A 7,998-nucleotide genomic window follows, 5' to 3' on the forward strand; every position below is an offset into this window, starting at 1 on the left:
TGAGCAGACGTAACGGTTCGGTGAAAGCCCGATCGAAGTCTTTTGGCAGGCCCGGAACCTGGGATAGCGTCCCGCCCCATGACGGGCGCAGTGTCGTCGTGTGTGCACGCAAGTGCCAATCGGCGCGCGGTGGCTCGGTGGGTTCGTATGGAGGAGGGTTCCAACCTTGAGGCAGGTTCTCGCACGAGCCATCGGCGGGGTGGCCATCATCGGGCTCATCGCCGGTGCCGCTGCCTGTAATAGCGATTCGGGTGGCGACGACACGGCGAGCGGCTCGAACTGCGGCTACAAGCTCGCATTCTTCGGCGCTCTCACCGGCTCGGCCGCCAACCTCGGTGTGAACATCGAGCAGGGCTTCGAGCTGGCTGTCGAGCAGTACAACAAGCAGAAGGGCTCCGACTGCATCACGGTCGCGAAGTTCGACTCGCAGGGTGCTGCCGAGGTCGCCCCGGGTGTTGCCCGGAGCCTGGTGGCGGACAAGAAGATCCTGGGCGTCGTGGGCCCGCCGTTCTCCGGCGAGTCCGAGGCCGCCAACCCGATCTTCGACGCCGCGGGCATCCCGATCATCACGCCGTCGGCGACCCGCACGTCGCTGTCGGCCAGCGGCTGGAAGATCTTCCACCGCGCGGTGGCCAACGACGACGCGCAGGGCCCGGCGGCCGCCTCGTACATCAAAGATGTGATGAAGGCGCAGAAGGTGTTCGTCGCGGACGACCAGTCGGCGTACGGCGCGGGTCTGGCCGACGTGGTGAAGTCGAAGCTGGGTTCGCTGGTCGTCCAGTCGGACAAGACCGAGGGTGACGGCAAGCAGACCGACTTCTCGGCGCTGGTCCAGAAGGTCCAGTCGAGCGGCGCGACCGCGCTCTTCTACGGCGGCTACTACACGAACGCGGGTGTCATCCGCAAGCAGCTGACCGCGGCGGGCTGGAAGGGCACACTGCTCGGTGGCGACGGCATGAAGGACCCGGGCCTGTCGAAGGCGTCCGGCACGCAGGCCGCGATCGGCACCGTGGTGACCTGCCCGTGCTCGCCGCCGGAGGCAGCGGGCGGCACGTTCGTCAACGACTACAAGACCAAGTGGAATGTGGCGGCGGGTACGTACTCGGACGTTGCGTTCGACGCGGCGAACATCTTCCTGCAGGGTATCGACGCCGGTAACAACACGACCGAGAAGCTGAACACGTACCTGTCGACGGTGAACTACAAGGGCATCGCGAACACGTACAAGTTCACCGACAAGGGCGAGCTGGACCCGTCGCTGATCAAGGTGTGGGCGTTCAAGTTCGACGCGAGTGGCGACGCGGTGAAGGACCAGGAGATCAAGACCTCCTGATCGCGCTGTAACTCTCCGTAGGGCCGGTGTGGCCGGATTATCTCCGGCCGCACCGACCTCGTCGTTTTGGAGCCCCTCTGTGAACTTCTCCGGTCTGATCGACAATTTCGGGCCGCTCACCGTGGCAGGGCTGGCGCAGGGCGCGATCATCGCGCTGTTCGCGCTGGGGTACACCCTGGTCTACGGTGTGCTACGGCTGATCAACTTTGCACACTCCGAGGTGTTTCTGGTCGGCACGTACGCCTGCCTGATCCTTTGGGGTTGGTTCGGCCTCGACCAGAACTCGGCGACGCCAGACTTCGGCGCGATGCTGGGTTACATGGCGTTGGGCCTGGTCGCGGCCATTGTGGTCTCGGGCGCCTTGGCGCTGGGCGTGGAGCTGGTGGCCTACCGGCCGCTGCGCCGGCGCAACGCTCCGCCGCTCGCCTTCCTGATCACCGCGATCGGCGCATCGCTGGCGATCTCGGAGTTCGTCGGCGTCGCGACGCACCGCAATCAGAGGGGTGTTCCGCCGATCATCGAGGCCAGGACGGTGATCACGATCGGCAACACGCACATCACGAATCTGCAGATCCTGATCGTGGTGCTGGCGCTGGTGATGATGTTCGTGCTGGATCGTTTCATCAACGGTTCACGTTTGGGCCGGGGCATCCGCGCGGTGGCGCAGAACCCGGACAGCGCGGCGCTGATGGGCGTGAACAAGTCGCGGGTGATCTCGCTGGTCTTCCTGCTCGGCGGCCTGATGGCAGGCATCGCGGCAGTGATGTACGACCTGAAGATCGGCGTGACGAAGTACGATGCGGGCTTCCTGCTGGGTATCGACGCGTTCACCGCGGCGGTGCTGGGCGGTATCGGCAACCTGCGGGGCGCGCTGGTGGGCGGCCTCCTGCTGGGTGTGCTGCAGAGCTACGCGGCGGGCCTGTTCGGCTCGAACTGGCTGCACGCCGCGGCGTTCGTACTGCTGATCCTGATCCTGATGTTCCGTCCGTCGGGTCTGTTGGGTGAGTCTCTCGGAAGGGCACGCGCATGAGTGACACGGCGGTGGCTACCGAAAAGCCCAAGCAGAGCTTCCGGGGCGACGGTGGGGTACGGGGCTGGTTCGGCCGGCAACCGGGTTGGGTACGCGCGGTGGTCGCGCTGGTGGCCGCGGTGCTGGCGTTCCTGCTGCCCTACGTCGGGGACATCCCCGTGATCGGTCCGCAGATCATCACCGAGGGCATCGACTGGCCGTCGGCGCTGTTCAACATGTCCTACTACGTGCTGCTGGCGCTGGGCCTGAATGTGGTGGTCGGTTACGCCGGCCTGCTCGATCTCGGTTACGTCGGCTTCTTCGCGGTCGGCGCGTACGGGACGGCCCTGCTGACCTCGAAGGACAGCGTGCTGTACTCGCACACCGGCTGGGCCTGGCTGGCCGCGGTGCCGGTGGCGCTGGCGGCGACGATGCTGGCGGGCCTGATCCTGGGGTATCCGACGCTGCGGCTGCGCGGCGACTATCTGGCGATCGTGACGCTGGGCTTCGCCGAGATCATCCGGATCGTCGCGACGAACACCGAGACGTTCCGTGGCGACCGGGGCTTCACCAGCCTGCCGCACCCGCCGGGCACGTGGAACGGCGAGGTGATCTTCGGGGTGACCGACGCGATCCCGTACTTCTGGCTGGGTCTCGGCGTCATCATCGCGGTGATCTTCGGGGTGCGGAACCTCGACCGCAGCCGGGTCGGCCGGTCGTGGCTGGCGATCCGCGAGGACGAAGAGGCCGCCGAGATCATGGGCGTGCGGACCACCAAGTTCAAGCTGTGGGCGTTCTCGATCGGCGCGTTCATCGGCGGCCTCGGCGGCGTGCTGTTCGCCGGTGAGCAGGGCTTCATCAACTCGTCGACGTTCGTGCTGCAGTTCTCGATCCTGGTGCTGGCCGGTGTGGTCATGGGCGGCTCGGGCAACATGGCCGGCGCGATCTTGGGCGGCGCACTCATCTCGTACATCCCGGACCGGCTGCGCGGCATCTCGGTGGGCGGCACCGACCTGTACGAGTACCGGTTCGCGATGTTCGGCGTCGTGATCATCATCATCATGATCCTGCGCCCGCAGGGCCTGATTCCGAGCCGGCGCCGGGCGATGGAGCTCAAGGACCGGGAGAAGGAGGTGGCTCCCCTGTGAGCGAACGAAGTGAGCGAACCATTTGGCTCAGCGTGCTGACTCATCCCGCCACGGAGCGAAGCGGAGTGTCGGTATGAGCGAGCCGCATATGGAGACTCCCGAGGAGCTCGACCGATTGAACGCTCGCCCGATCGACCAGCCCGCTCCGACGGGCGGTGCTTCGGGGGACGGTGCTCATCGCGTACGTGATGAGGATGTTCTTCTTGAAGTCGACCACGTGACCTTGCGCTTCGGCGGTGTGGTCGCGCTCAACGACGTCAGCTTCTCGCTGCGCAAGGGTGAGATCTTCGGCCTGATCGGCCCGAACGGCGCCGGCAAGACCACCTGCTTCAACGCGATGACCGGGGTGTACCGGCCGACGAGCGGCGGGATCCGGTTCAACGGCGAGTCGATCGTCGGCAAGAAGAAGCACGAGATCACCCGGGGCGGCATCGCGCGGACGTTCCAGAACGTCCGCCTCTTCCCGGAGATGACGGCGCTGGAGAACGTCATGGTGGGCGCGGACGCGCACCACAAGACCAGCGTCATCAGCGCCCTGTTCCGGCTGCCCCGGCACTGGCAGGAGGAGCGGTCGGGCCGCCAGCGGTCACTGGAGCTGCTCGAGTTCGTGGGTATCCGGCGTCGCGCCGGCGATGTGAGCCGCAATCTTTCGTACGGCGAGCAGCGCCGGCTGGAGATCGCGCGGGCCCTCGCGACCAACCCGGCTCTGCTGTGCCTCGACGAGCCGGCCGCGGGCTTCAACCCGGCGGAGAAGGCCGAGCTGCTCGAGCTGATCCGCCGGATCCGGGACACCGGGGTGACCGTGCTGCTGATCGAGCACGACATGCGCCTGGTCATGGGCGTCACCGACCGGATCGTGGTGCTGGAGTTCGGCAAGAAGATCGCCGAGGGGACGCCCGCCGTCGTGCGGGACAATCCGGCGGTCATCGCCGCGTACCTGGGGGTGCCCACCGATGCTGCTTGAGCTCGAGAACATCTCGCTGTCGTACGGCCGGATCCAGGCTTTGCACGGGATCAGCCTGACGGTCGGCGAGGGTGAGGTCGTCGCGCTGATCGGCGCCAACGGCGCCGGCAAGTCGACGACGATGCGCGCGATCTCGGGCCTGCGCCCGGTGTCGCAGGGCGCGATCCGCTTCGACGGTCAGGACATCACGAAGCTGCGCGCCGACCTGCGGGTGATCCGCGGCGTCTCGCAGTCGCCGGAGGGCCGGGGGATCTTCCCCGGCATGTCGGTGCGGGAGAACCTGGAGATGGGCGCGTACACCCGGCGCAACCGGCCGGAGATCGACGAGGATCTCGACCGGGTGTTCACCCTGTTCCCGCGGATGAAGGAGCGGGAGAAGCAGTCCGGCGGCACCCTGTCGGGCGGCGAGCAGCAGATGCTGGCGGTGGGCCGGGCGCTGATGAGCCGGCCGAAGCTGCTGCTGCTCGACGAGCCGTCGATGGGTCTGGCGCCGATGCTGATTCAGCAGATCTTCGACATCATCGTCGAGATCAACCAGCAGGGCACGACGATCCTGCTCGTGGAACAGAACGCCCAGCAGGCCCTTTCCCGCGCGCATCGGGCGTACGTTCTGGAGACCGGACGGATCGTGAAGGACGGCACGGGCGCCGAGCTGTTGCACGACCCGGCCGTCAAGGACGCCTACCTCGGCGTTGCCTGATCGAATTTTGCATCAATCTTTTAGGGAGACCTTAATGTTCCGCACCTCCCCTGGCCGTCGAGCGATCCTCGGGCTGGCCGTCGCGGTGGCGCTGACGACCTCGATGGCCGCCTGCGGTTCGGAGTCCGGTGACGATTCGGGCACCGCTGCCCCGGTGTCGAGCGCCTCGGCCGATACGGGCCTGGCCGACAAGGTCCCGGCCGACATCAAGTCGGCCGGCAAGCTGATCATCGGGACGGACTCGACGTACGCGCCGAGCGAGTTCCTGGACGCCGACGGCAAGACCGTCATCGGGTTCGACGTCGACCTGTTCAACGCGGTGGGCCAGAAGCTGGGCCTGACCACGGAGTGGCAGTCGGCCTCGTTCGACAGCATCATCCCGGGCGTCGCCACCAAGAAGTACAACGTGGGCGTCTCTTCGTTCACGATCAACGCCAGCCGTCTCAAGGAGGCCACGATGGTCTCCTACTTCCAGGCGGGCACCCAGTGGGCGGCCAAGGCCGGCGCGACCGTCAACGCCGACGACGTCTGCGGCAAGAAGATCGCTGTGCAGACCGCGACGGTGCAGGTGGACGACCTGACCGCCCGGTCGAAGAAGTGCACCGACGCCGGCAAGGCGAAGATCACGATCGACCAGTACCAGGCCCAGTCGGACGCGACCAACGCGGTCGTGACCGGCAAGGACGAGGCGATGCTGGCCGACTCGCCGGTGTGCGCGTACGCGGTGAAGCAGACCAACGGCCAGCTGGCCCTGGTCGGCGACATCTACGACTCGGCCCCGTACGGCTACGTCCTGCCCAAGGACCAGGCCGACACGATGGGCGCCGCGATCCAGGGCGCGCTCAAGGCCCTGATCGAGGACGGCACCTACAAGACGGTCCTGGCGAAGTGGGGCGTCGACGCGGGCGGCATCACCGACCCCGCGGTGAACCCGACCGTCTGATTCGTCGATGACCGACCAGACAACAATCGAGCGGGCACGGCCTGAACCGATCAAGGCCGTGCCCGTCCGGCACCCCGGGCGGTGGGTGATGATCGCGGTTCTCGCGATCCTCACCGCGATGTTCGTGCACCTGCTGGTCACCAACGACCAGTTCCGCTGGAAGTTCATCTTCGTCTCGTACGAGCCCGGCAAGCGCGGCGTGATGTTCACCGAGCCGGTGCTCGAGGGACTGCGTGGCACTCTGCTGCTGACCGTCACGTCGATGGCGATCGGCGTCGTGCTCGGCGTGATCGTCGCGATCATGCGGCTGTCGGACAACCGCATCCTCAGCGCGGTCGCGTTCGTCTACACCTGGTTCTTCCGGGCGATTCCGCGGCTCGTGCTCTGCGTGCTGTTCGGCAACCTGAACATCCTGTGGGAGCGCGTCGGCTTCGGCCTGCCGTTCGATCAGCAGATCGGCAAGCTGTTCGGCATCGACGACCTGAACGCGCAGTTCTACAGCATCAAGGCCAGCGACCTGCTGGCCGGTTTCGTGGCCGGCATGCTCGCGCTGGGGTTGTCCGAGGCCGCGTACATGGCCGAGATCGTCCGGGCCGGCATCCAGTCGATCGACCCCGGTCAGGCCGAGGCGGCGACCGCGCTGGGCCTGTCCCGCGGGCAGGTGCTGCGCCGGGTGGTGCTGCCGCAGGCGATGCGGGTGATCGTGCCGCCGACCGGCAACGAGGTCATCGCGATGGTCAAGGACACGTCGCTGGTGGCCTTCGTGCCGGTCACCTTCGAGCTGTTCTTCCAGCTCAACGCGATCAAGGCGCGCACCTTCGTGGTGCTGCCCGTCCTGGTCGCAGCCGTGATCTGGTATCTGATCATCTGCACCGTCCTGATGATCGCCCAGTTCTTCGTGGAGCGGCATTTCGGCAGGGGATACGGTACAACCGGACGGGCCCGGCAGCGGCTCCGGAACATCGGTGTCGAACAGGGTGGCGGGATCCCGGCTGGCTCGGAGGGAACATGACCGATATTTCCGGTGAAATGGTGCGCGCCGACAACGTGCACAAGTCGTTCGGCTCGCTCGAAGTGCTCAAGGGCATCGACCTGGTCGTCAAGTCGGGCGAGGTGTGCTGCGTGCTCGGCCCCTCCGGCTCGGGCAAGTCGACGTTCCTGCGCTGCGTCAACCACCTCGAGAAGATCAACGCCGGCAAGATCTTCGTGGACGGCGACCTGGTCGGTTATCACGAGCGCGGCGGCAAGCTGCACGAGATGAAGAACAGCGACGTCGCCCGGCAGCGCCAGGCGATCGGCATGGTGTTCCAGCGCTTCAACCTCTTCCCGCACATGACCGCCCTCCAGAACGTCATGGAGGCGCCGTGCCGGGTGAAACGAGAAGACAAGGCGGCGGCACGCGAAAGCGCCATTGCCCTGCTCGGGCGGGTGGGACTGGGCACCAAGGTGGACAGTTATCCCGGCCAGTTGTCCGGCGGGCAGCAGCAGCGCGTCGCGATCGCCCGGGCACTGGCGATGCGGCCCAAGCTGATGCTGTTCGACGAGCCGACCAGCGCGCTCGACCCCGAGCTCGTCGGCGAGGTCCTCGACGTGATGAAAGACCTGGCCCGCGACGGCATGACCATGGTCGTGGTCACCCACGAGATCGGCTTCGCCCGCGAGGTCGGCGACAACGTCGTGTTCATGGACGAGGGCGTCGTGGTCGAGCAGGGCGCACCGTCGGAGATCATCGCCAACCCGCGCCACGAGCGAACCAAGGCATTCCTGAGCAAAGTGCTGTAAAGGCGACCGGGGCGGTCACGGTTTATGTGGTTCTACTGACGCTTGTGTGGGTGGTTTCTGGGCGTCTGGGTGGCGCACGCCGTTGTCCTGTCTAGGTTCTGGCTTGTCGAAGGTCAGAA

At 66.5% G+C, this 7,998-nt stretch carries 8 protein-coding genes; all 8 read left to right on the forward strand.

The annotated features are described in order from the left end of the window. Positions 1-166: 166 nt before the first annotated feature. The 8 genes from ACIA5D_RS44960 (at position 167) to ACIA5D_RS44995 (ending at position 7,879) form a co-directional block, all read left to right on the forward strand. Positions 167-1,333, forward strand: a complete 1,167-nt coding sequence (locus tag ACIA5D_RS44960; protein ID WP_396036801.1) for a branched-chain amino acid ABC transporter substrate-binding protein — start codon at positions 167-169, stop codon at positions 1,331-1,333. Positions 1,334-1,412: 79 nt separating this feature from the next. Further along, entirely contained in the window at positions 1,413-2,363 is a 951-nt protein-coding gene (locus tag ACIA5D_RS44965; RefSeq protein ID WP_396036802.1) for a branched-chain amino acid ABC transporter permease, read from the forward strand. Then, on the forward strand, positions 2,360-3,490 hold the full coding sequence (locus ACIA5D_RS44970) for a branched-chain amino acid ABC transporter permease (RefSeq protein WP_396036803.1): 1,131 nt from the start codon (positions 2,360-2,362) through the stop codon (positions 3,488-3,490). The genes ACIA5D_RS44965 and ACIA5D_RS44970 overlap by 4 nt, the downstream gene beginning before the upstream one ends. 73 nt (positions 3,491-3,563) lie before the next feature. After that, positions 3,564-4,454: an ABC transporter ATP-binding protein gene (locus ACIA5D_RS44975; RefSeq protein ID WP_396036804.1), complete on the forward strand. Its 891-nt coding sequence runs from the start codon at positions 3,564-3,566 to the stop codon at positions 4,452-4,454. Continuing rightward, entirely contained in the window at positions 4,444-5,154 is a 711-nt protein-coding gene (locus ACIA5D_RS44980) for an ABC transporter ATP-binding protein (protein WP_396036805.1), read from the forward strand. Before ACIA5D_RS44975 ends, ACIA5D_RS44980 begins: the two co-directional genes overlap by 11 nt. 34 nt (positions 5,155-5,188) lie before the next feature. Beyond that, on the forward strand, positions 5,189-6,097 hold the full coding sequence (locus ACIA5D_RS44985; protein WP_396036806.1) for an ABC transporter substrate-binding protein: 909 nt from the start codon (positions 5,189-5,191) through the stop codon (positions 6,095-6,097). A 7-nt stretch (positions 6,098-6,104) separates the two neighbouring features. Beyond that, positions 6,105-7,109, forward strand: a complete 1,005-nt coding sequence (locus ACIA5D_RS44990; RefSeq protein ID WP_396036807.1) for an amino acid ABC transporter permease — start codon at positions 6,105-6,107, stop codon at positions 7,107-7,109. Then, complete coding sequence (locus ACIA5D_RS44995) at positions 7,106-7,879, forward strand: amino acid ABC transporter ATP-binding protein (protein WP_396036808.1); 774 nt, start codon at positions 7,106-7,108, stop codon at positions 7,877-7,879. The genes ACIA5D_RS44990 and ACIA5D_RS44995 overlap by 4 nt, the downstream gene beginning before the upstream one ends. The last annotated feature ends 119 nt before the right edge of the window (positions 7,880-7,998 follow it).

Source organism: Actinoplanes sp. NPDC051513, assembly GCF_044454685.1.
In the GTDB taxonomy this organism is placed as follows: domain Bacteria; phylum Actinomycetota; class Actinomycetes; order Mycobacteriales; family Micromonosporaceae; genus Actinoplanes.